Source organism: Paenibacillus sp. VTT E-133291, from assembly GCF_002264395.1.
GTDB lineage: Bacteria > Bacillota > Bacilli > Paenibacillales > Paenibacillaceae > Paenibacillus_AQ > Paenibacillus_AQ nitricinens.
Map to the genome: position 1 here is coordinate 112,659 of NZ_NFVA01000004.1, position 24,609 is coordinate 137,267.

Below are 24,609 nucleotides of genomic sequence, written 5' to 3' on the forward strand. Positions count from 1 at the left end.
TATTATATCACAATACGATTATAGAGGAGACTTAATTATGAATCGTCTAACTAATAAAGTAGCAATCATTACAGGTGCAGGCAGCGGTATGGGTCGTGAAGAAGCGCTTTTGATGTCCAAAGAGGGCGCTACAGTTGTAGCAACAGATATTAACGAAGCTGCCGTACAAGCGGTTGTGAAGGAAATCGAAGCCAATGGTGGACAAGCAGCAGCTTATGCACATAATGTAGCTTCTGAAGAAGATTGGATTAAGGTTGTAGAAGATGTGGTTAGCAAGTTTGGTAAAATTGATATCCTGGTAAATAACGCAGGGATCTCTTTCCCCGTTCAATTGCTTGAATCCACTGTTGATCAATGGAACAAAGTAATGAACATTAACGTGAGCAGCGTATTCTTAGGCATGAAGCATGTTGTTCCTCAAATGCAGAACAATAAAGGCGGTTCCATCGTCAATATTTCCTCCATCGCAGGTTTGACGGGCAGCAGCGGTGCTGGCGCTTATACAGCTTCTAAAGGTGCCGTTCGTATGCTGAGTAAAGCAGCAGCTGTAGACTTTGGTAAAGATAACATCCGCGTGAACTCTGTTCACCCAGGCTTTATCGAAACCCCAATGAGTGCTGAATTTGTAAATGACGAAAGAATGCATAGCTTCTTTATGTCCCAGACTGCATTGCCACGCGTTGGACGTGCTTCTGAAGTAGCTGAAGCTGTATTGTTCTTGGCTTCTGATGAAGCTTCATACATTACAGGTGTTGAGCTGCCAGTTGATGGCGGAGTGGTAGCTAAATAATAAATTTATAAATAGGAAACACTAAGAAAGCCGTCTCATGCGTAGAATCTGTCTATACGTAGGGCGGCTTTTTTGCACCCATTTCTACCGAACATTAGCCTACAACCCTGCATAACATATAGCACTTGTAAGTAGGAGAAGGGTGTGGTTCGGAGATGGGCATCCAGTTAACAGCGCTCCATTATGTATATCTGGCATTCATCGTGTTCATTATGGCACTTCTGATTAAGCGGCGGGATACAACGATGATCTGTATTGCAGGCATCTTTGTACTAGGCTGGCTCGCGACAGAAACGATTAGTGGTTCGGTCACAGGCGTATTTAACTCTTTTGTATATGCAACTAAGGAGCTAATGGGTACGATTATGATTATTTCGATCATTGTAGCCATGAGCAGAGTATTAACACGTACCGGAATAAACGAGACGATGGTTGCTCCGCTTACCCGTTTTTTACGTACGCCGTTTATGGCATTTTGGGGCATTGGCTTCATTATGATGGTAACATCATGGTTCTTCTGGCCTTCGCCAGCCGTTGCCTTGATAGGGGTTGTGCTACTGCCCGTTGCTATTCGTGTGGGATTGCCTGCACTTGGAGCAGCAATTGCGATGAATCTATTCGGTCATGGGATTGCGTTGTCGAGTGATTATATTATTCAAGGGGCACCTAAATTGACGGCAGATGCGGCAGGGCTGCCGGTAAGCAGTGTCATGGAAGCGAGTATTCCACTTGTGATCGTGATGGGTGTAGTCACTACGGTAACAGCTTATTGGATGATGCGGCGGGATCAGAAGAATGGTACTTGGCGGGATGGACTTATCTCGGGGAAAAATGCCGGGAATGCGCTAGCTGCAGAGAGTGATGCGGTAGAAGATCTAGCCGTCATTCCGCCCACACTGAAGAAATGGTTGGCTATCTTGATCCCACTCTTGTTTCTAGCTGATGTAGCGGGCATGTTTCTGCTGGATTTACAGGGGGGAGACGCAACTGCTTTAGTTGGCGGGACTGCTGTATTTATCTTGGTCGTAGTAACATTGCTCGCACATCGTAATAAAGGATTGGAGCAAGTTACCTCCTATCTAATCGATGGACTTACATTTGGTTTTAAAGTGTTCGGTCCAGTGATTCCGATTGCTGCATTCTTCTATTTGGGTGATTCGGCCTTTGCTGAATTGTTTGGAAAAGTTTTACCTGCTGCATCTCAGGGGATTGTTAATGATCTTGGGGTTGCACTAGCGCATAATGTGCCACTGAATGGTGCTGTAGGTGCTGTGACCGCCACCATCACAGGCGCCATTACGGGTCTTGACGGTTCAGGGTTTTCCGGAATCTCACTTGCGGGGTCCATCGGAAAATTGTTCGCGGTCGCCACTCATTCTGACGCAGCTACTTTAACTGCACTTGGTCAAGTATCTGCCATTTGGGTGGGTGGGGGTACGTTAATCCCATGGGCATTGATCCCAGCCGCTGCGATCTGCGGTGTAAGCCCGTTTGAGCTCGCTAGACGCAATGTTAAACCGGTACTAATTGGACTGATAGTTACTACAATTGTTGCTATGTTTCTGGTGTAGACCCAGCTTAAAACATGATGGAATTCAAAAAAAAGCTGCCGAGAATATTCCCGGCAGCCTTATATGTTTATCGTATACCCTTCATGAAATTCTGAATCTTCGAAGAGAACAGGAAGAGAATTAACGCGAGCACAATGGCGACTCCGCCGATGACTCCGAAGTACAGCATTTCAGTATCCGGGGTATAGAACTTCACAATCTGAGCATTGATAGCTTGCGCAGCAGCATTGGACAAGAACCACATGCTCATCATCTGAGCTGTAAAAGCAGCGGGTGCCAGTTTGGTTGTTGCCGAGAGGCCAACAGGTGACAAGCATAGTTCCCCAATGACGACGATAAAGTAGCTGAGAACCAGCCATAATGGATTCACCAATGAATGGGCTCCACCGAAGTAAGCCGGTACCAGAATCACTAGGAAGGACAGACCGGCAAACAATAAACCAAGCGAGAACTTTTGGGGAATCGTTGGTTGGCGGTTACCGAGCTTTAACCAAATCCAGGCAAATGCAGGTGCAAGGGCGATAATAAACAGTGGGTTAAGCGACTGGAACCAAGCAGGAGAAATGTGTATGCCTGCAAAATCCAACTGGGTGCGCTTATCAGCAAAGCTTGCTAGAACCGTTGAAGTCTGTTCCTGAATCGCCCAGAACATAATCGAAGCCATAAATAAAGGGATGTATGCGAGAATCCGTGATCGCTCTACAGCAGTTGTCTTGGGACTGCGGTACATCACAATAAAGTACATGGTAGGAATAAGCAGTCCTAAGACCCCTACAATTTTAATGAATGTCTCAAAAGTAAGTGCTCCAGTAAGAATGCCTATCGTAGCTAATACAGCAAGCACAACTAATCCAATCCCAATCCAAGTAAACAATTTTTTCTTTTGTTCGGCTGGAATCGGGTTGTGTACAATCGTTCCCGCCAGACCTAGATTTTTGGTGCGAGTCATTACGTAAACAACTAGTCCGATAAACATTCCGATTGCGGCAATCGAGAATCCTAGATGGAAATTATTCATACCTACCGCGCCTACAATTAGTGGAGAGATAAATCCGCCGAGGTTAATACCCATATAAAAAATGCTGAAAGCAGCGTCGCGGCGGTTATCTTGTTCGCTGTAGATTTCGCCTACAATACTTGATACATTGGGCTTAAGAAGTCCGGTTCCGAGCACGATCATAATCATCGAAGCAAAGAATAGGGTGGCATTTCCCGGTATCGCCAGTAAAATATGCCCGAACATAATTAGAACGCCGCCGTAAAAGACAGCCTTGGAAGTCCCGAAAATTCGATCCGCAAGCCATCCACCTATAATTCCAGACATATATACAAGTGATCCGTAGATAGACATAATCGAAAGGGCCATATCCTCTGGAAATCCGAGTCCACCTTTGCTTACCTCATAATACATGTAGTAAACAAGGATCGCTCTCATGCCATAATAGGAAAAACGTTCCCAAAATTCTGTAAAGAAGAGTGTGAATAGTCCCTTAGGATGTCCAAAAAATCCGGTTTGCGGGACACTATCTACAATTTTTTGCCTGTCTGTTGCTGACATGAATCAAATCCTCCTAGATGCTAATTGCTCTTTTCATGAAGTTAACACAACTCTACACTACCTTAATATTTATAATACCCTCATGAGGAAAATCACAACCCTTTGGTAAGAAGGTTCTGAATAATGTCATATTTTTTAGTAATATTTCCAGCGTAGATTATGAATTAACTTTTATTGTGAATGTCATCCAAAACAATTGAGTTTTGAAAATTATATTGTTTGGAGTTGCATTATTTCGGAGATGAGCATATACTCTGAACAAGAAAGTGATTGATCAATAACCTAATGAGATTAGGTTACGTAAGGAGATTATCATGACAACAGAATCTAGTTCCGGTCGCAAGAAATCGGATGAATCGGTCACTGTAAACCGCCGGGAACAAATCTTGGAGGCAGCGGTTATTGTGTTCGCCGAGAATGGATACTACCGAGCTACAACAGCACAGGTTGCGGAAAAGGTAGGTATTTCTCAGCCCTATGTATTCAAGGTGTTCAAGAACAAAGAAGAATTGTTTGTCGCTTCCTTAGAACGGGCTTTTGAGCGGATTATTCATTCATTTAAAGGAGTAGAAGCCCCAGCAGATCAAGTGTTGAAGGAAAGTATTAAGGTATATGAGTTGTTGATGGAGACGCATCCGAATGAGATTATTTTGCAAATTCAGGGGTTAGGGATTCGCGATGAAGTCATTCGTGAAACCATGCAAAAGGGAATGCTGGAAATTATCAACCTTGTGCACGAGAAGTTTGTCGCCGCCGGGATCGAGCAGCCTGAAGTAGAGGTAAGCACCTTTATGGCCAATGGTATGCTGTGCAATATTTCTATGGCCCTTGGAATGCCTGAGCTGAAGCCGAAACATCGGAAATAGGTGTAGAGAAGAAGATTCGTTGTAACATCTAAGAGCTTAGGCTCCTAGATGTATGATTATAAGGTAGTGATTGATCAATAACAATAATAGGAGGAATGATTTATGTTAACAAAAGCGCTCGTGCTTGGTGCAACCGGGGGAACAGGGACTGTTATTATCGCTGAATTGTTAAAGAGAGGGATAGAAACGGTGGCCTTTGGACGATCGATTCCAAAGCTGGAGAAGCTTGCAACAAAGCTGGGTAATCCCGCCGCGCTTAAGCTAATGGCAGGAGACGTATTTAATGTGCAGGATATATTAGCAGCTGCACAGGATGTGGATGTTATTTTTCATAGTGCATCTGTTCCATATAATGAGATGAGCACGCGACTGTTACCCATGGGAGAGGCGGTCATGGAGGCGGCTAATACGCTGGGAATAAAGGTTGTCGCAGTGGATGGCATTTATCCTTATGGGAGAAGACAGAATGACAAGCCGATCAACGAGGAATATCCGAAGAATCCGCATACAAAAAAAGGAAAAGTGAAACTTGAGTTTGAACGAATGTTTTTTAGCCGGCGTTGGAGTAATACACAGGGACTCATTGTCCGATTACCGGATTATTATGGACCTACTGCCAATGAGGCTTCTTATTTAGGATCGACCCTAGAGTCCATCGCTGCGGGTAAACCTGCAATGTTCATTGGCAATATGAACGTTCCCCGTGAGTATGTATATTTGCCGGATGCGGCTGTCATGATTGTTGAGCTCGCTTGCAGAGAAGAGGCTTATGGTCAGAATTGGAATATTCCGGGGACAGGCACAATTTCAGGTCGAGATATCGTTAAAATAGCGCAAGTAGCACAAGGTTCCAAGAAGCCCGTTATCTCTGTAGGAAGGATTGGATTATCGCTGCTCGGCACATTCGTTCCAGTCATAAAAGAGATCGTGGAGATGCTGTATTTAACCCAGGAACCAGTGATCCTAAGCGGTGGTAAATATGAGCGTAATGTGGGTCCAATTCCCACTACTCCTTTTGAGCAAGGGATAACTGAGACGGTGCTTGCTCTGATGAGTCGTCAGGTCAGGGGAGAATAAAGAACAACGGTCATTGTGAAAGATAGAATAAAAGGCAAACTTATGATACTATTTACTCCTATATAGAAAGAGGACGTGAGCTAAAATGATCAACATAACTATGCCCAATGTGGATGTTCGAATTACTAAACAAATCAACCCGCAGCTAAGCAATATTTACGGATTCACTGATTTCCATCTGATTCCAAGAGATTACGGCGGCATCTTCATGTTCTACAATGACCAAGATGAGTTGTTGTTTGTAGGTAAAGCGAGAAAGCTAAGACCCAGAATCAAAAAACATTTTGAAGATACCGTATCTGATATCAAGCTGCATCGGGACGAGGTCACCAGAATTGATGTATGTTTAATCGAAAGTCCAGTTCATAGAGAGATATACGAAACCTATATCATTAATGAGCTGAAATCTAAATACAATGTAGACAAAGTAATGTTCAGATAAATATAAAGAAGAGGCGCCGTCTAATGACGGTGCTTTTTTTATGCTTGAAGAAAGCTAGGAATGAAATAAGAGCATCGGAACACACTATAAAAGATAGTTAATATCCTTAAAGGGAGATCGGTCATATTGAAGACTAAGTTTTTGATATTGAAGCTAACCTTACTGTGTATGTTTCTTGTGGTTAGTGTAATGCCAGTAACTGCCGATGCTGCAGCTAAAGAGAAAAAGAGCTCACACAAGCTATGCTTTACGCCCTCTGTAATAGAGCTTAAGGATAATCTCAGGAAACTATGGAGCGATCATGTGATATGGACAAAAAACTACATAGTTAGCGCTTTTGCGAATTCCGAGGATAAAGAGAAGGTACTGGCAAGGTTGCTACAGAATCAGCAGGAGATAGGGGATGTTTATAAGCCGTATTACGGTAAGGCAGTAGGGGATAAGCTAGCTCAATTATTGCGGGAGCATATCCTGATTGCCGGAAAGGTAGTTGCTGCTGCACTAGCAGGTAATCAGTCAGACTTGGAGAAATACAATAAAGAGTGGTACGACAACGCTGACGACATTGCAAAGTTCCTTAGCGCACAGAATCCCAAATATTCGTATGAACAATTGAAAGAGATGCTTCATGAACATTTGGAGCTAATAACGGATGATGTGACAGCTAGAGTTAAAAAGGATTGGGATGCCGAAGTCGTCGCCTTCGATAAAGGGCTTGAGCATATAAATATGTTTGGAGATCTACTAACCGTGGGTATTGTTAAACAATTCCCTGATAAATTCAATTAGAACCAGAGCACCCGCAAGGGTGCTTTTTTCTTGTTATAGGCAACCATTTAGGTCTTTTGATCCAATTCAAAAAGTTAGATATAAAGGCTCACTTACAGACAAGGCAAGTAAACTATAATAGACTCGTGGGCACTCGACATTTTTTGACATTTTTTTATAATTGAGGTGATAAGATCAATGATTTCTCCCTTTTTTAAAAAGAAAGATTCCGTGGATAAGCAGTCCAAACCGGGTATGGTTCAAAAGGTGCAATTATCAGAAGAGCAGGGCGAGGAAGTAGAGGAACAGATCGCTGGCGAGACTTTAGCAGGAGTGGTAACTACGGGAAAAGCTCCGCTTGATAAAAAATCACTCGATCTAATCTTCTCCGTGGAGCAGATTATTCAGGCCAGACAGCATGCCGAGACAAATATTAATGAACTTCAGGATCGGTTGACGCATTCCAGCAGCCATGTTGAACGTTTGAACCGGGACATGAAGAATCTCAATAAAGTGATTGAGGAAAGAGAGAAGAACGTTCGAGAGCTTGAGCATAAATTGATTGAGAAGAATCTAAAGGTCGATCAAGTGCTGGAAGATTATCGGGAGCTTCAGACCACCCTCACCGCAGAGATTGAAGAATTAAAAAGTACGATCGATCTGGAGCATCAAAAGTATGTAAATCTGATCCAAAAGCATAACGAAGCTCATGCAGAGAAGCTTAAAAAGATGAATGATCTGGAAGAGAAGCTCGGACGGATTGAAACTGAGAATGCGCATTTAAGACAGAAATACGATACGATCCGCCAAGAAAAAGCCTACCTCTCCGGTATGATCAGCGATTTTACCAATCGTATGACCGTCCCTTTTGGGAATGGAAGCACGCTGGCGGGAAGAAATGAAGACAACGGAGATACATAAGATTCATGGCAATGAATGAACCGAGCGCTGTTCTAATGATTGAGTTGCTGTCGCTTGAGCATGAACAGGCTGGTTATCAGATTGAGATAGGTTTAACCCGTGATATCGGGTATGCCAGACGCATGCTAACCATAGATGAATTTACATATGAACAACTAAACGCGTTGGCTCCCTATTTTGGGGAAAGAATGAGATTGTCATTGTATCCGAAGTGGGATCCTTTTCGTAATAGTTACTACAGCACACTGGTCATTATGAACCAGACCTTCAGCGAAACCCTGTATTTTGCTTGCTCTGAATATTATGTATCGCAGCTTCTTCAGTTAAAGGAATTAGACGATCCCCATGTACATGAAGAGATTGCTGTTGAAACGACATCACCCTCTATACCTCCAGCACGTAGGCTAAGAAAGAAAAACAAAAAACGGTTTGGAAGACTTGGACTGCAGAGTATTGTGCTCGCTTCTTGTTTAGTAGTTGTATTGTCTCTTCGAATGGGTGGTCAAGTTATGGATCGTGCAGAAGGGTTGAAAGGTCCCTCACTAGGCACCAGCGCTGAGGGGATCGAGAAAATGGTCTCTCTACCGTTCATTCCCCCTATTGGTAAGATAGAAACGACCCCTAGTCAGCAAGAGGAACCTGCGCCTACGCCAGAAACTTCTAAGCCTTCACCAGAACCTTCAGAGCCTCCTCAAGAGCAGATGAAGCGGTATGAGGAGATTAAATTAACCGGGGATAAATACACCTATAGCCTGCCGAAGGGTTACGTAGCCTTGTCATTTGATGATGGCCCGTCGAAATATACGAAAGAAATCGTAGATATTCTAGTAGAGCATGAGGTGGCAGCCACCTTTTTATTTGTAGGGAATAAGGTCTCTCGTAATGTGGAAGCGGTTAAGTATGCGAGCGAGCATCAGATGTCGATTGGAAGTCATTCGTGGGATCATAGCAAGATGACCGACAATGGGGTTAAGGAGAATCAGAATAATTTGGCGAAGGCTAATCAGGCATTGGAGCAAATCACTCAATCGCCGATTACTGTTTTTCGGCCGCCATACGGCGCGATTAATGATAAGTTAGCAGCCAATGTGACAGAACAGCAGATGAAGGTATTGTTATGGAATCGTGATTCTGAGGATTGGAAACGAAAGACCCCAGAAGACGTCATTCAATTTGTTCATCATACTGATCCGTCCGGTGCAGTCTATCTCTTTCACGAAAAGAAGATTACCGTGGAGGCATTGCCTGCTATCATTCAGTATCTAAAAGGGAAAAACATGAAATTCGCCATTTTTAAATAACATCAATGATCCATGATTGGGACTTATTTTAGAATAAGAGTAGCTGTTACAGGGTTATGATCGCTGTGTTCAAAGGATAGGTCATGGCCTTGTACGCCACTTATTGTGATATTCGGTGAAACTAGGAAGCCATCAATTACAGCCCGGAAATTTACACCTTCTGAATAAGCTACATCAAGTGTCCGGACGGACGGCACTTGAGCATCGACAGCCCATTGAAAGCCCTCCGGTTTGAAATCTTCAGGGAACTGCTGTAGCCATTCTGGCCAAGCTTGTGTAGTCTCAAAGGCCTCAGGGGTTGTGCCCGGTAAAGAATGATTCCAGTCTCCGCCTAAGATGAGGTAATTGCCTTTATCATTCTCTCTCTGAATATAAGTAGAAAGATATTCTAATTGCTGCTTACGAATCGTTCCCCCTTGATCAAAGGCTGATAAATGAAGATTGATCAGGATCAGTTCTTTCCCGTTATCGACGGGGAATCTGCTCTCCATAAAGGCGCGGTCAAGTTCAAACAGTTGACGAGGCCAGCTTTCTTTTCCCGGAAGATCATATCTAACGTTACTTGTGCTACTGAATTTAGATAAGGTTAATAAACCGCTATTTACTGAGCCCATCGGATCAAGAACGGGAATCGGTACCCAAGGCACCTTGTAGTTCGTTGCGAATACGTTGCTGTAATCAGAGAAGGTATTCGATAACAAGGAGACCTCATCTATGTGGTTGCTACGAGAAGAATTGATGTCCACCTCCTGCAACATGAATAGATCCGAGCCTGAAGTGGTCATTAGAGAGGCTATTGCCTCAAGATTTGTCTTCGTTTGTTCCTCGCTGCTTGAACGTGAATGGGTCCCGCCATCCATAAAGAAATCCTGCCCCCTATCCAGCCCGGCATAGCCAATATTAAAGGTTGTTATTACAAAAGGCTCTCCCTGCTTCATCATTTGTTCCTGATTATGGTTAACCGTTAGTGGAGTAGTCTCCTTCGGCTTATAATCGGTAATGGTAATATACAGTAAAAAGCCACCAAAGATTAAGACGGCAGCTAGAAGGGCAAAACCGATGATTTTTATTGTGGTTGAGCTCATTTAATTCGATCTCTCCTCAGATGTGATTTCATAGAACGGACTTCTAATGATGTAAACTTCGACGCTTCGCCACAACTCCCCTTGTTTAAATAAAAAAAATTTGAGACAATGAGTAGTGATGGACTGAACTTTAATGTTTTGAAAAGAGGATAACGAATGAATATGGAATCCATTTATGGATTAACTTTTGATCAACTGGCGGCATGGATGTTAGAACGTGGACATAAAAAATTTCGAGCTACGCAGGTCTGGGATTGGCTTTATCGGAAGCGGATTACAGAATTCACGGAAATGCTCGATGTAAATAAAGAGTGTGTAGAATTATTGGGGCAGCACTATGTGATCCACACGTTGGAGGAACATGTGAAGCAGGAGTCTGCGGATGGGACGATTAAGTTCCTGTTCCGTTTGAAGGATGGCAACCTGATTGAGACGGTACTCATGAGACAGAAATACGGTTTGTCCGTATGTGTCACTACTCAGGTTGGATGTAATATCGGCTGCAGCTTTTGCGCTAGTGGACTGTTAGCGAAGAGTCGCGATCTTAGCAGCGGTGAGATTGTAGAGCAGATTATGAAGGTTCAGCAGCATTTGGATGCAGCAAACCTCGAACAAAAGGTTAGTCACGTTGTAGTCATGGGAATTGGCGAACCGTTCGACAACTTCAAGAACCTGCTCAATTTCTTATCGATTATTAAGGATCACAAGGGATTAGCCATTGCAGGAAGAGGTATTACTGTATCGACGAGTGGGCTTGCTAACAAAATCGTTGAATTTGCCGATGCGAATACCCAGGTGAACTTGGCAGTTTCGCTTCACGCGCCTAATAATGAGCTGCGGACGAAGATTATGAAGATTAACAAGGCCATTCCTATTGAGAAGCTTATGGAGTCCATAGATTATTATTTGGAAAAAACAAATCGCAGAATTACGTTAGAATACATTCTGATGAAGGATGTAAATGACGGCAAGGAGCACGCGCTTGAGCTGACCGAGCTAATCGGCGACCGGCGCCAGCTCGTTAATGTGAACTTGATTCCTTATAATCCAGTCGATGAGCACAGTCAATATCAAAGAAGTGAGCGGGAGACCGTACGAGCCTTTTTTGATACCTTGAAGAAGCAGGGCGTCAGCGTAAGGACTCGTCTGGAGCATGGTGTGGATATTGATGCTGCCTGCGGACAATTGCGAAGCAAACAGATCAAGAAATCGAAAGCTATGGCTTGAGGGACGGGGCGACCCCTTCACGCAGCTTTTTGTGATACAATGACGTGGCAGGTATTAGGAAAAGAGGTTGAATGAGCAATGTTGACATTTACAAGCTACAACGTGGAGAATGTTAAAGATCCTTTTGGTATACTAACCGGTAAACGGTATGAATTCGTGGTTCAACTAGATGTTCCAGAAGATGATGAGCTCTTTATAGAGAATGGAGTTTCTGCTAGGGCGATTATTAAAGTGGATGAAGATCAAGTAAGCATCGTGAGTTATGATCTACAAGAGACAACAACAGGTCAGTTGCTTGATTTTGATATGGAAGAGGACGAGGAAGCAGCATTACTCCTTTTCTGTAAAGAGCATTTGCCAGAATAATGATGCAGCATTGACATCCTTGCCCAATGTTCAATTGTGGCAGGGATTTTTATTTAAATATAAGAAAGTATAGGTTTTGCACCTATACTTTAATTTTTATATTTCTCGCTTAAACGCTTGCTGTCCTTACAAGGACGCCGAAGGCGTTTATGCTTGTCGCATGAATGTGAAATATAGGTTAAACTATTATAAAGCATCCAAAATAGGAGTTGTATACATGTCTAATGAAGAAGTGTTCTTGACCAAAGAAGGATTGGCTCAATTAGAGGAAGAACTGAAGGAATTGAAGGGCCCAGGGCGCAAGGAATTGGCAGCACGGCTCAAATTGGCGATCAGCTATGGAGACTTGAAGGAAAATAGCGAGTACCATTCGGCCAAGGACGACCAATCGTTCATGGAGACTCGTATTATGATTTTGGAGAAAATGCTGACCAAAGCCAAGATCGTAGATGAGAGTCAGATGGATCTGTCAAAGGTTAGTATGGGTTGTATCGTTACCCTGAACGATATCGAATACTCCGAGAAGATTGAATATAGAATTGTAGGGGCCGCTGAAGCAGATGTCCTAAACAACAAGATTTCCTATGAAAGTCCGCTGGGCAAGGAATTGCTGGGTAAAAAAGTCGGGGATATCGTTAGTGTAAACGCACCGATGGGTATCATCAAATATGAATTGCTTGAAATCAAAATGATGTAACACTTGATAAAAAAGTCTCAACTCCGTCTCAGGGGTTGGGATTTTTTTAATTATAGGTAATGGCTATTGTGTATATTGATTTCATATCTTAGACGTCTTGCTAAGGTGCGCTTATAGTTTAGATTAACTTAGAGCAGAGGAGTACTGTTCATGATCCAGAGCGTGTTAACAACGTTGTATCAAGTCATCGTGCCATTATCCATTCCAGTCATTGTCGGTGCACTGCTTGGACGGTTTAAGAATCTGGATACCAAGCCGTTATTGACGCTCTATTTATACTTTTTAACGCCGGCTATTATTCTTAATACACTGGCTACGGCCGAAATTTCTATGGATGATATTTACAAGACGCTAGCCTTTTCGCTGCTAAATCTGTGCTTTTTATGGGCGATTGCAAATATCATCGGGAAATTATTGAAGCTCGGCCCCTCTGAAATATCGGGATTGACTCTGGTCTCGACATTTACGAATAGTGTGAATTATGGACTTCCCTTGGTGTTGCTGGCTTTCGGACAGCTTGGGCTCGATAAAGCTTCTGTGTATGTGATTGGGCAGATGATTATCGTGAATACTGTGGGCATTTATTTTGCGGCTAGATCGCAGTTCTCGGTGAAAAATGCTGTAAAGTCCGTGTTCTCTCTTCCTGCCATCTATGCAGCTATGCTAGCACTTTTTCTTAGAATATTTGACCTGCATTTACCTTCTGAGCTTGCTACAGGGGTCTCCATGGTTGCCGGAGGTTATTCACCAGTCGTACTGGCGATTCTGGGAGCACAGATGGTCAAAGTACGAACCATGCCATCTGAACGCAAGGGCCAGTCTGTTTTTTGGACAGGGATGATCATTCGATTAATCTTAGCTCCACTAGTGGCATACCTCGGATTATCTATTCTGCATATGGATGGTATTTTATTCTCTGTACTGCTGATTCTGGCCTCCATGCCAGTTGCCGTCAACGCTGTGGTATTAGCGGAGCGATTTGAAGCCTCTCCAGAGCTGGTATCCAAATGTATTTTATGGACGACGCTTGCTTCGTTTCTTGTGTTGCCGATCCTTATTGTGCTAGTGCAAGGTGCGTAAAGACAAAAAAGACCCTATCTTTCAGAAATGAAAGATAGGGTCTTTCTTACTGTTACTTAACCTAGTGGTTGATCTCTTAGAAGTCGAAGTTATCAGGGTCAGGACCTACCCGTTGATCTTGGTTCAGGGCGTTGATTAGATTCATATCCTCTTCTGTTAACAGAAAATCAAACACATCTACGTTTTCGATGATCCGGTGCTCTTTAATAGACTTTGGAATAGTAATAATTCCACGCTGCAGGTCCCAACGGATAATCACTTGAGCTACGGATTTACTGTGTTTAGCTGCTATTTGTTTCAGTACAGGCTGATCCAACAATTGCCCTTGCATTAATGGAGACCAAGCCTCCAATTGAATTCCTTGTTCCTGGCAGAAGCTAAGGAGTGCTTGCTGACTCAAATAAGGGTGGAGCTCTACTTGGTTTACCATCGGCTTAATTTCCGCATTCTTCATCAACTCTTCAAGATGATGGATCTGGAAATTGCTGACCCCAATCGCTTTTACGCGTCCCTCTTTATACAAGGTTTCAAGTGCTCTCCATGTCTCTTTATATTTTCCTTTTACAGGCCAGTGGATAAGATATAGATCAAGGTATTCAAGTCCAAGCTTAGCTAGGCTAGTCTCGTAGGCGGCAATGGTTTCTTCGTAGCCCATATCTGCAGTCCAGACCTTTGAAGTTACGAAGAGCTCTTCTCTGGACAGGTTGTTGTCCTGCAAAGCTTCTTTGATTGCTTGACCTACGCCAGTCTCATTGTCGTAAATCGCTGCTGTGTCGATGCTGCGGTAGCCATGTGCAATAGCAGATTTGACTGCTTGGATCAGCTCAGAGCCTTCTTCAACTTTAAATACGCCGAGTCCTAGCCAAGGCATATTTACCCCGTTGTGTAATGTAGTTGTGTCCTGTAGATGTTGAGCCATAATAAAATTACCTCCTGAGATATTTAAAAGTTTGATTGGTATGTTAATGCAAGGTTGATTAAGCAGCCTCCGACTGGAGAAGAGTCTCATCTTTCTTCTCCAGCGCACGACTCCAAGCGGTTAGGAATACAGCGGATAGAACCATTATAGCACCCACCCAGGTGGTATGAATCAGTCCCATATGATCCGTGACGATACCGCCAAGATAGGCCCCAATGGCAATACCGGCGTTAAAAGCAGCAATATTCAGCGCAGATGCTACATCTCGCGCACTCGGTACATATCGATCTGCAAGTGTAACTACGTGTACTTGTAGCCCAGGTACGTTCATGAAGGCTAACAGACCCATAAAGAAAATCGTAAGTAGTGCAGCCACTTTAAAGGGAGCGGTAAAGGTTAAGACGAACAGTACAACAGCTTGTATAGCAAACATGTAGAACAGGGCATTCATAGGGTTACGGTTAGCTAATTTGCCTCCAATGACGTTGCCGATGGCGATCGCTATACCATAGACAAGAAGAATGATGGCAACGGTACTCTCTTTGAAACCGCTGATTTCATTAAGAAGTGGAGATAAATAAGTAAAGACTACAAAGGTACCTCCATACCCTAAAGCAGTGATTGCGAAGGCGAGTAGTAACCGTCCGTTCGTCACGAGTTTGACTTGTTCACGAAGCGGTGTTCGGGTTCCTTTGCGCAGTCCTGTGGCAGGGACCAAGAACAGGTTGCCAATGAGCGCTATAAGACCGATGGCAATAATGGCAATGAATGCAGCCCTCCAGCCTAACTGTTGCCCTAGAAAGGTACCCAGTGGCACACCAGTAACAGTAGCTACGGTAAGTCCTGTGAACATGATCGCAATAGCACTGGCTTTACGATTCTCAGGCACGAGGTCGGCGGCAGTGGTCGAAGCAATCGACATGAACAGACCATGCGAAAGGGCAGATATTACTCTAGCTATTAGCAGAATTGTAATACTGTCGGCAGCCGCGGCAAGGCTATTGCCGATAATAAATACAATCATAATGATAAGCAATAATGTTTTGCGCGATACCGCGGTGGTCAGCGACGTTAAGATTGGGGCGCCAAAGGTTACCCCTAAAGCGTACAAAGTAACAGTTAATCCAGCTGTGGTCAGCGGTATATTCAGGTCATCAGCGATTAAAGGCAGCAGCCCTACACTGATAAACTCGGTGGTTCCGATCGCAAAGGCGCTAATGGCTAAAGCCAGGAGTGCCAGGGTACTTCTTTTTTGGTTTAACAACATGTCTCTCACTCCTACACTCTGATAATCACCGGCCGGTAAGTGCAATTATGAAGGCATGAGTCATTTAAGTATAGTACGTACTTTAAAGTGCTATAGGTACTAAAAAGTACCTATAAGAAATCACCTAAGGATATTGTCATCCATTCCTGGGAAATTATCCGCAAAAAAGCGTTAGGTCTCCTTCAGTTGAAGGGAGTACCAACGCTTTGATGATTGATCTATTGTGTTCAGTTTGTTATTCGAAGCTGTATTTGATTCCCCATTGTTCTCTAACATTACTCATAATCTCCATGACATCTAAGGAGAGCTTGAGGGTTTCCTGGTTGCCGTTTGCCGTGATATAGCGCTGCATATCCTCGATTTCGTATTGCAGCGCTTTGGAAGTATCGCCGGCTTCAATCGTTTCTAGGGTGCCATCTAAATATTGAATTGTAGCTGTAGAGGCCCGCGGAAAATTGTCTACGGTAATAAAGCCAAGTTCTCCAGCAACGATGCCGCGTTTAGGCATTTTGGAGCGCATCGTAAGGGAGATGACTGCCATTTCATCCGCATCATTGTTCAGAATGATTCCGGATTGTTCATCGACACCTGTCTCGAAACGTTTCACCGTCGTAAGAATCTCATATGGCTGTTTGGACAGAAAGAATCTTGTGAAGGATAAGGCATACGTCCCAATATCCAGCAGTGCTCCGCCCGCCAGATCTTTGCTAAAGAAACGGTTGTTCACATCATATTCTTTATGGCTGCCAAAGGAGACCTGCACCATTTTGAGGCGTCCGATCTTACCTTCATCCATGATTAGCCGTAGCTTTTTGTACAGTGGCATATGGTAGATGGTCATCGCCTCTGCGACGACTAAGCTTTTTTGTTTAGCAAGCTCGGCGATTTCCTGTAGTTGTTTGCTATTTACGGTGATCGCCTTTTCACAGAGGACATGTTTGTTATTCTGCAAGCTTTCTATGATGTATTCGTAGTGGTTACTATGTGGTGTTGAGATGTAGACGACATCAATTTCAGGATCTTGCAGCATTTCGCTGTAATTGCCATAAGCCTTCTCCGCTCCATATTGGCTTGCGAACGCTTGGGCTTTCTCTAAGGTCCGTGATCCTACCGCATATAAAGTTCCACCGATGTCATTTAGAGCAGCCGCAAATTCAGTAGCGATACTTCCCGGGCCGATGATGGCCCATTTCAGATTGTTCATGGATAGCACCTCTCCTGTTTTGATTGTTTGATTAAAAAATTGATATATAGCACATTTGTGCAATATAATAAAAAGTGTGCAAAAATAATCGTCTACAGTATAACGAGGGGTTCTGAATCCGTCAAATCCTTGTAGAAAGCGGGGAGTACTATCATGGATCGAAAAGAGGACAAGAAGCTGCTCATTAAGATTGCACAAATGTATTATGAGCAGAATTTAACGCAAAGTGAAATTTCGAATAAACTTGGCATATATCGCACTACCATTAGTAGGATGCTGAAGAGAGTCCGTGAAGAAGGTATCGTTACGATCACCATCAATTATGATATCGGCGATCATTGTACACTGGAGCAGGAACTGAAAGAACGATTCGGGCTGAAGGAAGCCATTGTTGTAGAGGTAGATCCAGCCCAATCCGGGGTGATCAAACGCAAAGCTATTGGACGGGCTTGTGCAAAATGGCTGGAGAAAGTGCTTCAACCAAAAGATATGATAGGCTTCTCTTGGGGAAGCAGCTTAGCTGCGGTTGTAGAGAATCTGACCCTCGCACAGAGACCTTTTGTAACCTGTGTACCTACGGTGGGCGGTCCATCTGGAAAGATGGAGAGCGGATACCATGTAAATAATATCTGCTATCAAGCAGCTTTAAAGTGGGGTGCACGCTCATTAATGATTGACGTCCCAGCTATCACGGAGCAAAAGGAGACCCGGGATCAGTTGATGCGTTCGCAGTATTACCAGACCATTGCCAAGGCATGGGATCAGCTGGACATCGCTGTATTCGGCATTGGATCACCGGAAATTAAAGGTGAAGAGGCTTGGCGTGGATTTTATGGCGATGCTGTGATTGATGAGCTGGAGAGCGGGAGAGTAGCAGGTGATATTTGCTCACGTTTCTATGATGGCAATGGATTGCCTGTGCGTACAGCAATATCGGATCGAACGCTGACCATAGAGCTGGAGCAGATTAAGCGGGCGAGGTACGCTATTGGTGTAGCGGAATCGCTAGAGAAAGTCTCGGGGATCTTGGGCGCGCTGAATGGCGGGTATATGAATGTACTCGTAACAACTGAAGAGACGGCGCAGAAGATCTTGGAGTAACCACTACTAAATGTAAACCATTGAATTTCGTGAAAATAACCTGAAAATGGTATGCGGAATACTGAAAATTTTGCTTGTAAGCACCCGACAGAGCGTGTAAGATATACAAGGTATTCATATCGAACATTAACAACAAACTCATATAATCTTGGGAATATGGCCCATAAGTTTCTACCGGATAACCATCGTAATTATCCGACTATGAGTGAAATAGCGCATCTAGGGTTCCGCTTTCTTCTTTGGAGGAAAGGTCTGGACCGAGCGATGCGGACACTATGCAGTGTTACACCACTAAGGGACAAAAGCCCAGAAGGACAGATTCACTTGAGAGAAACGACTCAAGGGATTTGTCCTTTTTTTGTTTTTTTAATGAAGAAGGAGAGATCAGTTCACGATGAAAGTACTTCAAGAGCGCATTAGACAAGAGGGTCTTATTTTATCAGATACGGTACTAAAGGTAGATTCATTTCTGAATCATCAGGTCGATACGGAGCTTGCGCTGCAAATCGGTCAAGAGTTCAAAAAATTGTTCGGTCATCAACCGATCACAAAAGTAATTACTATTGAAGCTAGTGGAATTCAGTTCGCCATGGCTACTGCGATTGCATTAGGTGTACCGTTTATTTATGCGAAGAAAAAGAAAGCAGTCACCCTCGCGGAGGCGGTCTATTCAGCGCCTGTACATTCCTTTACACGCCAAGAGGACTATCTGGTCAGCGTCTCTCAGAAATATCTTGGACCGGATGACAAAGTGCTTATTGTGGATGATTTCCTCGCTACTGGTGCTGCACTTGTAGGACTGGTTGATATCGTGAAAGAGGCTGGAGCAGAGCTCCTTGGTGTCGGTTGTGTGATTGAAAAGAGCTTCCAAGAAGGCCGGAGCCTTCTGGAGAACAGAGGCATAGAAGTCCATGCCTTGGCCCGTATTGCATCTATGTCACCAGGTGAAATTCACTTCATTGATAATGAAAGCTCATTAGAGAAAATCAAGGAGAGTGCGGGATGTTAAGCAAGAAAAAAGTATTTGCGTTAGGATTTCAGCATGTATTGGCGATGTATGCCGGAGCAGTTATTGTTCCTCTGATCGTAGGGAACGCACTGAACCTGAATGCCACTCAAATGGCCTATCTTATCGCAGCTGATTTGTTTACTTGCGGGTTAGCTACTTTGCTGCAGATTATGGGTACTAAGTATTTTGGCAGCAGGTTACCAGTTATTCTTGGATGTACCTTTACGGCAGTAGGCCCGATCATCGCTATTGGCAGTGCCAACAATCTGGCAACTGTGTACGGAGCAATTATTTTATCTGGTCTATTCGTGGTACTGGCGGCCCCGCTTTACGGGAAGCTGCTGAGGTTCTTCCCAACGATAGTAACGGGCTCAGTCGTGACCATTATTGGGTTATCTCTTATTCCAGTAGCTATGAATAGCGTAGCTGGTGGAGAAGGCAATGCTGATTTTGGAAATCCGCGCAATTTGTTGCTTGCACTGATCACGCTACTGGTCATTCTAGCGGTTAACCGTTTTACTACAGGATTTCTTCGCTCGGTCTCTGTTTTGATAGGTCTTTTAGTCGGCACAATAATTGCTTACGGAATGGGCATTGTTAGTTTCTCTACAGTAGGTGGAGCCTCTTGGGTAAGTGTTGCACAGCCGTTCTACTTCGGATGGCCTCAGTTCAATCTTACGGCTATTTTTACTATGATCATTGTTAATATTGTTAGTATGGTGGAGTCCACAGGTGTTTACTTTGCGATTGGTAAAGTGACGGATCAGAAAGTGGAACAAAAGCAGATCGTAAACGGCCTGCGTTCGGAAGGATTGGCGATTATGCTGGGCGGGATCTTTAATGCATTTCCGTACACAGCATTTTCGCAAAATGTAGGTTTGGTTTCACTAACTCGGGTCAAAACTCGTAATGTTATTTTTGCCGCTGGCGGGATTATGGTTGTACTGGGATTGTTGCCTAAATTGGCGGCTCTGACGACGGTTATCCCTGATGCCGTTCTGGGTGGAGCGATGATCGTGATGTTCGGATCGGTTGCTGTCTCCGGTATGTCGATTCTGTCAGAGGTAGATCTGCGTAAGGATGGCAATCTGCTAATTGCCGCTTGTAGTATCGCTGTTGGTTTGGGTTCAGCAACTGTGCCTGCGATGTTCGACCAATTGCCTGAATTCGCTCGGATGCTTCTGCAAAACGGTATCGTTTCTGGTTCGCTTACAGCGATTGTGCTGAACATCTTCCTCTCGAAGACAAAGGATGATGTGCAGGTAAAGGATAACACCGTACCCGTTCTTACTAAGGAGTCTCAAGTCTCCTAAACTTTATTGGATTGATGAAAAGGCTCAGACTAGGTGAAGTACAAACCTAGACTACCTGCAAAAACGAAATAAAAGATCTGACCCGGCTTCATGCACGGGTCAGATCTTTTTTTAAATATAATAATATATTATTCCACGCTTAAAAAAATCCTTATATTTTCTCCAGAAACGATTAACGGTTACTATGTTTGATTAATATCCCTATATTACGCGCGGTGCGCTCCATGTTGAAGGAAGCATCGGTGAGCGCTTTATCAAGCGTACAAACCCCTGGAACGATGGAGAAGAACATATCAATACCATGCTCGTACACAGCTTCTACGCCAGTACCTAGAGAACCCGCTAAGGCAATAACAGGTACACCAGCGGCTTGTGCTACCTTGGCAACACCAATCGGTGTTTTGCCATAGACGGTTTGGCTATCCATCCCACCTTCACCTGTGATGACATAATCCGCATCTTTCACTTTATCCGCAAGATTCATGGCATCGACGACGATGTTTACGCCTCGCTTCAACTGGGCTCCTAGGAAGGCCATCACGCCAGCACCTAGTCCACCTGCTGCACCGGCACCTGCTGTATCGTTCACTTCTTTACCGAGATCGCGTGCAATGATGTTTGCGAAATGTGCAAGATTTGCATCCAATTGCTTCACCATCTCAGGTGTTGCCCCCTTTTGCGGGCCGAAGATGGCGGATGCTCCACGCTCCCCAGTTAACGGATTGTCCACATCACATGCAGCTACTACCTGGAGACCTTGAAGCCTCGGATCTATATGAGCACTATCAATACGAGTAACTTCACTCAGCGACCCTCCACCATATCCAATCTCCGTTCCATCTTCTCGCAAGAAGCGGAATCCAAGTGCTTGTGCCATGCCTACACCACCATCATTCGTCGCACTGCCACCGAGACCCATAATAATGGAACGTACGCCTGCATTCAGCGCATGAACGATGAGCTCCCCGGTACCCTTTGTTGTGGTGATCAACGGATTACGATCTTCCTTCGCTACAAGTTCAAGTCCAGAAGCAGCTGCCATTTCGATAATCGCGGTTTTTCCATCTCCCATAATGCCATAAAATGCATTCACAGGGTGACCAAGCGGCCCTGTTACGTTACATTGTACAATTCGTCCGCCTGTCGCATCGACGAGCGATTGAACCGTACCTTCGCCGCCATCCGCCATCGGAACCTTAATATATTCTGCATCGGGAAAAGAGGAGCGGAGTCCTCGTTCTATGGCCTCACAGGCTTCCATTGCGGTCATACTTTCTTTAAATGAATCTGGCGCCAATACAAACTTCATGCTCTCCACTTCCTTTTGTGTTGTTCATGCTCCAATACTTGTTATACAAACCATTGGAATACACCGAATACTAATGTCGATACGATGGCTAGTGTTAGACCAACTGCAGTTTCATAGGGAATCAATTTGAGACGTTCTTTCATCTGCATGTTCACACTACCACCTGTTGCATGGAAGAAGCTACCGTGAGGCATATGGTCGAATACAGTCGCACCCGCGTGAATCATTGCCCCCGCTCCTAGCGAAGCTACGCCAAGTCCCATGATGGTGGAGCCGAACACAGAGCTCGCTACGGCTGTACCTGCTGTTGTCGATGCTGTTGCAAGAGACATTAATGCACCACTGATTGGAGCAAGCAAATATGCCGGTAGGCCAGATGCCGTAAGACCATCGATAATAACATCCTTCAATTGCGAATTCGCAATGATACCAGCTAGTGTACCTGTTCCGATTAACATGATGGCTACACCAGTCATTTTACCAAGACCAAATATAGCAAACTCATTTAACTTCTTAAATCTTCCCATTGCAATGGCGCCTATGATACCTCCAACTGGAAGTGCGATTACTGGATCGATGACGATGCCTGCAATTGGACGAAGGGATAACAAGATAATGGCTACAAGTGGAGCTAGAAAGGCTGTGAAGAAGCTTGGAAGCTGCTCATTCGGATTATTCGTCACCTCAGAGGCTTCGACCTTACTACCTTTATTGTTTAAACGCTTTGCGATGAAGTACGTTACGATAATTCCGAACACGGCTGGAATTATACCTGCTACCATCAACGAGGTTAATGGAATGTGAAGTGCATCTGATGCTGCAATTGCATTCGGGTTTGGTGACATGATGTTACCGGCCTTCCCGCCACCAATCATAGCGATCAGGATTGCCAATTTCGAAAGATTTGCACGTTGTGCAATAGCTAATGCAATGGGCGCTACAGTAATAACTGCTACATCCACGAATACACCGACCGCTGTAAGAACCATTGTTGCTAAGGCTAATGCGAGTAATGCTCGTGTCTCGCCGGCCTTCTGAACCAGCGTTTCTGCAATCTTTTTCGCCGCGCCTGATTCAATCAATACACCTGCTAACACACCTGCTGCCAAGATACGAAGCACGGCAGGAATCATCCCTTTGGCACCATCCATCATCAGCGTAATGGTATCCACCATACTCACACCGCCGATTAAACCACCTACTAGCGCACCAATCATCATGCCGTAGGCTGGCGGTACTTTTTTCAATATTAGAACGATTGCCACAACCAATGCAGCTAAAGCACCTAAAACGCTTACACTCACTGTCATGAGTAATTCCTCCCAGTTTTACACAGAATGTATAGGTAGATATGTGGTTTGAGCTCATACCTATACTTTAGCGATATTTTGTAAGCGTTTCATTAGGCGGACAAATAAACATTTCGCAATGGTTAATGTCTTTTTTTGTGCAAATGAACATATTACCTCCTATTCATCACGGGACATACCAGAATGATCCAACAAATATAACCAACGCGCACTCATGAGTAGGAATAGCTCCTGATAATTTCTTGGATCTTTCCCTGTGAGCTCGGTTATACGCTGGAGTCGGTAACGTAAGGTATTCCGATGAATACGCAGTCGTTCAGCTATATGCTGTTGCTCTCCATTTTCGAGGTAAAATAGAACTAATGTCTGCTGAAGCTCGCCACTACGATCCTCCTCCATAAAATGCGCCCATAGCTGCAGCAGCTCCTCCGACATCCAATTCTGCACACTTGGAACGGCCATCGTCTCCAGTTGCAGATCCGTTGCATAATAAACCGGCTCATCCGGATATATTGCATAGCCTGCACGCATCGTATCTTCTGCGGATTGAATGGACTTCATCATCCCTTGAATCCCTGTAAAAGGTTTGCCTACAGCGATACGTAGTGGAGAAATCTCCTTTACATCTAACCAACGTCTTATCTGGTGAATGCCTTCACATATATCTGTATGTGGCTTCCGCTCGTGGAGATGGTCCTTGATCAGAATAACTTGTCTGGCATTACGAATGGTAATCAATTGAACAGCCGGGCGTCCTTCCAATACATCAGCTACCCGCTTCATTGTCACCATGAGCTCCTCTTCATTACGATCAATGAATTCAATGATGCATGCGATATGTGGCTTATCCACTTGAAAATCAATCTGCTGTGCTTGATGTCGCAAGTTCTGCACGTTCGCCTCAGCGCCATTCATCACCGCGAGCAGGAAATTCTCCTTCATTCGTTTGTCCCATTGTGCCTGCTCTAACAGCTTCATATGCTCAAGATACATTTCTGCCGTCATCTTCACCAATTCACCATACTTCGTCACTTCTTTGGGGTCCCCTGTAATCCCGATAACACCAACAATCTCATTCTCAAACTCAATAACCAGGTTCGTTCCAGGCAATACCCCCTGCAATCTAGCAGCGCTCTCCTGATCAATCTCGAATCTGCCACGACGCTCGATCGCGAGTAATGCTCCCTCATGTGATTGCCCTAATCGCTTACCATCTCCAGATCCAATAATTCGTCCTCGCTTGTCCATAACATTGACGTTGTACCCAATCACATGCATCGTACGTCGAACAATTTCCATCGCGATTTCTTTGGTCAAGCCCCTCATGGCTACTACCCCCTATTTAGAAAGTCTCTATGCGAGTCCTTGTTAATTTCATGCGCGATATAATATACCTTTAAGATCTTATCATTAGCACAAGATGAGCTT

Annotated in this window: 23 protein-coding genes and 1 riboswitch; of the genes, 15 read left to right on the top strand and 8 right to left on the bottom strand. The window is 44.3% G+C overall.

Features of this window, described 5'->3' with window-relative positions; genetic code table 11:
- The first annotated feature begins 37 nt into the window (after nt 1-37).
- Nucleotides 38-790: an SDR family NAD(P)-dependent oxidoreductase gene (locus CA598_RS03320; protein ID WP_094868403.1), complete on the top strand. Its 753-nt coding sequence runs from the start codon at nt 38-40 to the stop codon at nt 788-790.
- A 155-nt stretch (nt 791-945) separates the two neighbouring features.
- Nucleotides 946-2,361 carry a hypothetical protein gene (locus CA598_RS03325; protein ID WP_094875375.1) on the top strand — a complete coding sequence of 472 codons (1,416 nt, stop codon included), beginning with the start codon at nt 946-948 and terminating at the stop codon, nt 2,359-2,361.
- 67 nt (nt 2,362-2,428) lie between these two features.
- Here the strand turns inward: CA598_RS03325 and CA598_RS03330 are convergent, their stop codons facing one another.
- Nucleotides 2,429-3,919: a peptide MFS transporter gene (locus CA598_RS03330; protein ID WP_094875376.1), complete on the bottom strand. Its 1,491-nt coding sequence runs from the start codon at nt 3,917-3,919 to the stop codon at nt 2,429-2,431.
- Between the two features lie 314 nt (nt 3,920-4,233).
- Here CA598_RS03330 and CA598_RS03335 point away from each other — a divergent pair, with 314 nt between their 5' ends.
- The 6 genes from CA598_RS03335 to CA598_RS03360 all read left to right on the top strand — a co-directional run bounded on the left by CA598_RS03335 (nt 4,234) and on the right by CA598_RS03360 (nt 9,294).
- Nucleotides 4,234-4,785, top strand: a complete 552-nt coding sequence (locus CA598_RS03335) for a TetR/AcrR family transcriptional regulator (RefSeq protein ID WP_094875377.1) — start codon at nt 4,234-4,236, stop codon at nt 4,783-4,785.
- Between the two features lie 102 nt (nt 4,786-4,887).
- Nucleotides 4,888-5,862 (top strand): NAD-dependent epimerase/dehydratase family protein, encoded by a 975-nt coding sequence (locus CA598_RS03340; RefSeq protein WP_094875379.1) that lies wholly within the window; start codon nt 4,888-4,890, stop codon nt 5,860-5,862.
- A gap of 85 nt (nt 5,863-5,947) precedes the next feature.
- Nucleotides 5,948-6,304: a nucleotide excision repair endonuclease gene (locus tag CA598_RS03345; RefSeq protein ID WP_094868398.1), complete on the top strand. Its 357-nt coding sequence runs from the start codon at nt 5,948-5,950 to the stop codon at nt 6,302-6,304.
- Between the two features lie 126 nt (nt 6,305-6,430).
- Complete coding sequence (locus CA598_RS03350; RefSeq protein ID WP_094868397.1) at nt 6,431-7,093, top strand: glycosyltransferase; 663 nt, start codon at nt 6,431-6,433, stop codon at nt 7,091-7,093.
- Nucleotides 7,094-7,270: 177 nt separating this feature from the next.
- Complete coding sequence (locus tag CA598_RS03355; protein WP_094868396.1) at nt 7,271-7,993, top strand: hypothetical protein; 723 nt, start codon at nt 7,271-7,273, stop codon at nt 7,991-7,993.
- Nucleotides 7,994-7,998: 5 nt separating this feature from the next.
- The gene (locus CA598_RS03360; protein WP_094875380.1) at nt 7,999-9,294 is read left to right on the top strand and encodes a polysaccharide deacetylase family protein; all 1,296 of its coding nucleotides are present in this window, start codon (nt 7,999-8,001) and stop codon (nt 9,292-9,294) included.
- Between the two features lie 23 nt (nt 9,295-9,317).
- On the opposite strand, the gene CA598_RS03365 is transcribed toward CA598_RS03360, so the two are convergent.
- A complete protein-coding gene (locus CA598_RS03365; protein ID WP_094875382.1) occupies nt 9,318-10,379 on the bottom strand; it encodes an endonuclease/exonuclease/phosphatase family protein in 1,062 nt (353 codons plus the stop codon).
- A gap of 156 nt (nt 10,380-10,535) precedes the next feature.
- On the opposite strand from CA598_RS03365, the gene rlmN reads away from it, so the two are divergent.
- From rlmN to CA598_RS03385, 4 genes are all read left to right on the top strand, one after another.
- Nucleotides 10,536-11,606, top strand: a complete 1,071-nt coding sequence (gene rlmN / locus CA598_RS03370) for a dual-specificity RNA methyltransferase RlmN (RefSeq protein WP_094875384.1) — start codon at nt 10,536-10,538, stop codon at nt 11,604-11,606.
- A gap of 78 nt (nt 11,607-11,684) precedes the next feature.
- Complete coding sequence (locus CA598_RS03375; protein ID WP_094875385.1) at nt 11,685-11,972, top strand: DUF6509 family protein; 288 nt, start codon at nt 11,685-11,687, stop codon at nt 11,970-11,972.
- A 217-nt stretch (nt 11,973-12,189) separates the two neighbouring features.
- Entirely contained in the window at nt 12,190-12,669 is a 480-nt protein-coding gene (gene greA / locus CA598_RS03380; RefSeq protein WP_042131553.1) for a transcription elongation factor GreA, read from the top strand.
- Nucleotides 12,670-12,819: 150 nt separating this feature from the next.
- A complete protein-coding gene (locus CA598_RS03385; RefSeq protein WP_094875386.1) occupies nt 12,820-13,749 on the top strand; it encodes an AEC family transporter in 930 nt (309 codons plus the stop codon).
- A 76-nt stretch (nt 13,750-13,825) separates the two neighbouring features.
- Here the strand turns inward: CA598_RS03385 and CA598_RS03390 are convergent, their stop codons facing one another.
- From CA598_RS03390 to CA598_RS03400, 3 genes are all read right to left on the bottom strand, one after another.
- A complete protein-coding gene (locus tag CA598_RS03390; RefSeq protein WP_094875387.1) occupies nt 13,826-14,668 on the bottom strand; it encodes an aldo/keto reductase in 843 nt (280 codons plus the stop codon).
- A 58-nt stretch (nt 14,669-14,726) separates the two neighbouring features.
- On the bottom strand, nt 14,727-15,935 hold the full coding sequence (locus CA598_RS03395) for an MFS transporter (protein ID WP_094868389.1): 1,209 nt from the start codon (nt 15,933-15,935) through the stop codon (nt 14,727-14,729).
- Nucleotides 15,936-16,170: 235 nt separating this feature from the next.
- Nucleotides 16,171-17,139: a Gfo/Idh/MocA family protein gene (locus CA598_RS03400; RefSeq protein WP_094875388.1), complete on the bottom strand. Its 969-nt coding sequence runs from the start codon at nt 17,137-17,139 to the stop codon at nt 16,171-16,173.
- Nucleotides 17,140-17,292: 153 nt separating this feature from the next.
- On the opposite strand from CA598_RS03400, the gene CA598_RS03405 reads away from it, so the two are divergent.
- The 3 genes from CA598_RS03405 to CA598_RS03415 all read left to right on the top strand — a co-directional run bounded on the left by CA598_RS03405 (nt 17,293) and on the right by CA598_RS03415 (nt 20,562).
- The gene (locus tag CA598_RS03405; protein ID WP_094875389.1) at nt 17,293-18,240 is read left to right on the top strand and encodes a sugar-binding transcriptional regulator; all 948 of its coding nucleotides are present in this window, start codon (nt 17,293-17,295) and stop codon (nt 18,238-18,240) included.
- Nucleotides 18,241-18,358: 118 nt separating this feature from the next.
- A riboswitch (purine riboswitch) is annotated at nt 18,359-18,462 on the top strand.
- Nucleotides 18,463-18,634: 172 nt separating this feature from the next.
- Nucleotides 18,635-19,249, top strand: coding sequence for a xanthine phosphoribosyltransferase (locus CA598_RS03410; protein ID WP_094868386.1), 615 nt, complete (start codon nt 18,635-18,637; stop codon nt 19,247-19,249).
- Entirely contained in the window at nt 19,243-20,562 is a 1,320-nt protein-coding gene (locus tag CA598_RS03415) for a nucleobase:cation symporter-2 family protein (RefSeq protein ID WP_094875391.1), read from the top strand. The genes CA598_RS03410 and CA598_RS03415 overlap by 7 nt, the downstream gene beginning before the upstream one ends.
- Before the next feature lie 172 nt (nt 20,563-20,734).
- On the opposite strand, the gene CA598_RS03420 is transcribed toward CA598_RS03415, so the two are convergent.
- From CA598_RS03420 to CA598_RS03430, 3 genes are all read right to left on the bottom strand, one after another.
- Nucleotides 20,735-21,871 carry a glycerate kinase gene (locus CA598_RS03420; protein ID WP_094875392.1) on the bottom strand — a complete coding sequence of 379 codons (1,137 nt, stop codon included), beginning with the start codon at nt 21,869-21,871 and terminating at the stop codon, nt 20,735-20,737.
- 41 nt (nt 21,872-21,912) lie between these two features.
- Nucleotides 21,913-23,181, bottom strand: a complete 1,269-nt coding sequence (locus CA598_RS03425; protein ID WP_094868383.1) for a GntP family permease — start codon at nt 23,179-23,181, stop codon at nt 21,913-21,915.
- 159 nt (nt 23,182-23,340) lie between these two features.
- Entirely contained in the window at nt 23,341-24,507 is a 1,167-nt protein-coding gene (locus CA598_RS03430; protein ID WP_094868382.1) for a sugar diacid recognition domain-containing protein, read from the bottom strand.
- Nucleotides 24,508-24,609 lie beyond the last annotated feature (102 nt).

Excerpts from the sequence above, each read along its gene's own strand:
- CA598_RS03320 (WP_094868403.1), top strand. The coding sequence starts at position 38 with ATGAATCGTCTAACTAATAAAGTAGCAATCATTACAGGTGCAGGCAGC.
- CA598_RS03325 (WP_094875375.1), top strand. The coding sequence starts at position 946 with ATGGGCATCCAGTTAACAGCGCTCCATTATGTATATCTGGCATTCATC.
- CA598_RS03330 (WP_094875376.1), bottom strand. The coding sequence starts at position 3,919 with ATGTCAGCAACAGACAGGCAAAAAATTGTAGATAGTGTCCCGCAAACC.
- CA598_RS03335 (WP_094875377.1), top strand. The coding sequence starts at position 4,234 with ATGACAACAGAATCTAGTTCCGGTCGCAAGAAATCGGATGAATCGGTC.
- CA598_RS03340 (WP_094875379.1), top strand. The coding sequence starts at position 4,888 with ATGTTAACAAAAGCGCTCGTGCTTGGTGCAACCGGGGGAACAGGGACT.
- CA598_RS03345 (WP_094868398.1), top strand. The coding sequence starts at position 5,948 with ATGATCAACATAACTATGCCCAATGTGGATGTTCGAATTACTAAACAA.
- CA598_RS03355 (WP_094868396.1), top strand. The coding sequence starts at position 7,271 with ATGATTTCTCCCTTTTTTAAAAAGAAAGATTCCGTGGATAAGCAGTCC.
- CA598_RS03360 (WP_094875380.1), top strand. The coding sequence starts at position 7,999 with ATGGCAATGAATGAACCGAGCGCTGTTCTAATGATTGAGTTGCTGTCG.
- CA598_RS03365 (WP_094875382.1), bottom strand. The coding sequence starts at position 10,379 with ATGAGCTCAACCACAATAAAAATCATCGGTTTTGCCCTTCTAGCTGCC.
- rlmN (WP_094875384.1), top strand. The coding sequence starts at position 10,536 with ATGAATATGGAATCCATTTATGGATTAACTTTTGATCAACTGGCGGCA.
- CA598_RS03375 (WP_094875385.1), top strand. The coding sequence starts at position 11,685 with ATGTTGACATTTACAAGCTACAACGTGGAGAATGTTAAAGATCCTTTT.
- greA (WP_042131553.1), top strand. The coding sequence starts at position 12,190 with ATGTCTAATGAAGAAGTGTTCTTGACCAAAGAAGGATTGGCTCAATTA.
- CA598_RS03385 (WP_094875386.1), top strand. The coding sequence starts at position 12,820 with ATGATCCAGAGCGTGTTAACAACGTTGTATCAAGTCATCGTGCCATTA.
- CA598_RS03390 (WP_094875387.1), bottom strand. The coding sequence starts at position 14,668 with ATGGCTCAACATCTACAGGACACAACTACATTACACAACGGGGTAAAT.
- CA598_RS03395 (WP_094868389.1), bottom strand. The coding sequence starts at position 15,935 with ATGTTGTTAAACCAAAAAAGAAGTACCCTGGCACTCCTGGCTTTAGCC.
- CA598_RS03400 (WP_094875388.1), bottom strand. The coding sequence starts at position 17,139 with ATGAACAATCTGAAATGGGCCATCATCGGCCCGGGAAGTATCGCTACT.
- CA598_RS03405 (WP_094875389.1), top strand. The coding sequence starts at position 17,293 with ATGGATCGAAAAGAGGACAAGAAGCTGCTCATTAAGATTGCACAAATG.
- CA598_RS03410 (WP_094868386.1), top strand. The coding sequence starts at position 18,635 with ATGAAAGTACTTCAAGAGCGCATTAGACAAGAGGGTCTTATTTTATCA.
- CA598_RS03415 (WP_094875391.1), top strand. The coding sequence starts at position 19,243 with ATGTTAAGCAAGAAAAAAGTATTTGCGTTAGGATTTCAGCATGTATTG.
- CA598_RS03420 (WP_094875392.1), bottom strand. The coding sequence starts at position 21,871 with ATGAAGTTTGTATTGGCGCCAGATTCATTTAAAGAAAGTATGACCGCA.
- CA598_RS03425 (WP_094868383.1), bottom strand. The coding sequence starts at position 23,181 with ATGACAGTGAGTGTAAGCGTTTTAGGTGCTTTAGCTGCATTGGTTGTG.
- CA598_RS03430 (WP_094868382.1), bottom strand. The coding sequence starts at position 24,507 with ATGAGGGGCTTGACCAAAGAAATCGCGATGGAAATTGTTCGACGTACG.